Here is a 2274-nt window from a genome sequence, read left to right on the forward strand (position 1 = left end):
TTGGACAAGGTCTGCCGCGCCGCTTCCAGCGCCCGCAACAACGGCACCCCGGCGCCGCCGAGAATCGCCAGCGTCGAGGCGAAACGCGCGGTATTCAGACCGAGGATGAAACGCCCGAACAGCGGCAACTTCAGCACCCGATGATGCCAACTCAAGCGTGCCGCTGGATTGCGCAGATACAGGCGCCAGCTCCAGAACGCGCCTGCGATGATCGCCGCACACAACCAGCCCCATGCGCGGATGAAATCACTGGCGTTGAGCATCGCCAAGGTCAGCCCCGGCAAGTCCTGCCGCGCCTGAGAAAACGCGCTGACCACCTGCGGCACCACGTAACTGAGCAAGAAAATCACGATGCCGATCGAGACCAATCCAACCACGCCCGGATAGATAAACGCGGTAAGAATCTTGCCGCGCAGGTTGTTGCGCTCCTCGATGTAATCCGCGAGCCGCTCCATGACTTGCGCCAGATCGCCGGACTCTTCCCCCGCCGCAATCAGCGCGCGATAGATCTCGGGAAAGTCCCGTGGCCGCGCCGCCAGTGATTCCGCAAGACGCATGCCGCTGCGCACATCTGCACGCACAGCGCTGAGGGTGTGGGCGATGTGTTTTTTTTCGGCCTGCTCCACCGTGGCACTCAGCGCGGCTTCCAGCGGCAGACTCGCGCCCAGCAGACTCGCCAGTTGGCGTGTGGCCCAGGCCAGATCGTTGTCCGAAAGCTTGGCGCTGAACAATCCACCGCCACCATGGCTGGCGACGTTGCTTTCCTTGTGCACCGACAACGCGGTCAACCCGCGCCCGCGTAATGTTGTGAAAGCGGCGCTTTGACTGTCCGCCTCAAGGTGCCCATTTTCGATCTTGCCGCTGGCATCGGCAGCTTCAAAACGATAGCGATTCATCAGGCGTCCCGTGTCACACGCAAGATTTCTTCAGGGGCCGTGGCGCCGCTGCGAATCCAGCGCTCGCCGTCCTCACGCAGGCTGAACATCCCGGCTTTGGCCGCTGAGGCGCGCAAGGCCTGCTCCCCTGCCCGTTGATGGATCAGGGTGCGGATGTCGTCGTCGATGCAGAACAATTCGTGTATGCCGGTGCGGCCGCTGTAACCGGTTTGATTGCACGCCGGGCAACCCACCGGGCGCCAGGTGTCCGGTGCCGTTGGGTCTTCTTGCTTGCACTGATTGCACAGGCGCCGCACCAAGCGCTGCGCCAAAACGCCGAGCATTGAAGACGCCAACAGAAACGGTTCGACGCCCATGTCGATCAAGCGGTTGACCGCCGACACCGCATCGTTGGTGTGCAAGGTTGCCAACACCAAATGCCCGGTCAGCGACGCCTGCACGGCGATTTGTGCGGTTTCGAGATCGCGGATTTCGCCGATCATGATGATGTCCGGGTCTTGGCGCAGGATCGCCCGCAACGCCAGGGCAAAGGTCATGTCGATCTTGGCGTTGACCTGAATCTGGCTGATGCCCGGGAGGTCGTATTCCACTGGATCTTCGACGGTGAGGATGTTGCTGGTGCTCGCATCGAGCCGTGCGAGTGCCGCATAGAGGCTGGTGGTTTTGCCGCTGCCGGTGGGGCCGGTGACCAGGACGATGCCGTGGGGCTGGCGAATCAAGTGGTCGAGTTTGGCCAGCACCTGTGCGTCCATACCGAGGGTTTCGAGGTGCAGACGTCCGGCCTGTTTGTCGAGCAAGCGCATCACCACGCGTTCGCCGTGACCGGTCGGCACGGTTGAAACACGAATATCGATCGGCCGCCCGGCCACGCGCAGGGCAATGCGACCGTCCTGCGGCAGGCGCTTTTCAGCGATGTCGAGCTGGGCCATGATCTTGATCCGCGACACCAGCGCACCGTGCAACGCCTTGCGCGGCGAGACTACATCGCGCAGCGTGCCATCGACGCGGTAGCGCACCACCGAATGGCTTTCGAACGGTTCGATGTGGATGTCGCTGGCCTCATCGCGCGCAGCCTGGGTCAGCAGCGCGTTGATCATGCGAATCACCGGCGCGCCGTCCTGGGTGTCGAGCAGGTCGGTGATTTCCGGCATGTCCTGCATCAGCCGATCCAGATCAACTTCGTTCTCCGCAGCCCCGACCACCGCCGCCGCACTGCCGGTGTCGGCGTAAGCGGCGGCCAGCAAACCATCCAGCTCATCATCGCGCACCCGCTGAATCGTGGTCGCAGCAAATTGCCGCCGCGCCTCACTGATCGACCAGCCCGGCGTCGATGGACACACCGTCAACACCCCATCACACAACAAAATCCGCTGCGCCT

Annotated in this window: 2 protein-coding genes; both read right to left on the bottom strand. The window is 62.9% G+C overall.

The features are described from left to right. A partial coding sequence (locus PMI37_RS19540; RefSeq protein ID WP_008084052.1) for a type II secretion system F family protein occupies positions 1–896 on the bottom strand: 896 nt, incomplete at its 3' end. Further along, positions 896–2274: type II secretion system ATPase GspE (gene gspE / locus PMI37_RS19545; protein WP_008084054.1), on the bottom strand; the 1379-nt coding region annotated here is incomplete at its 5' end. The genes PMI37_RS19540 and gspE, both read right to left, overlap by 1 nt.

The sequence above is a fragment of the Pseudomonas sp. GM80 genome, assembly GCF_000282515.1.
Taxonomy (GTDB): Bacteria; Pseudomonadota; Gammaproteobacteria; order Pseudomonadales; family Pseudomonadaceae; genus Aquipseudomonas.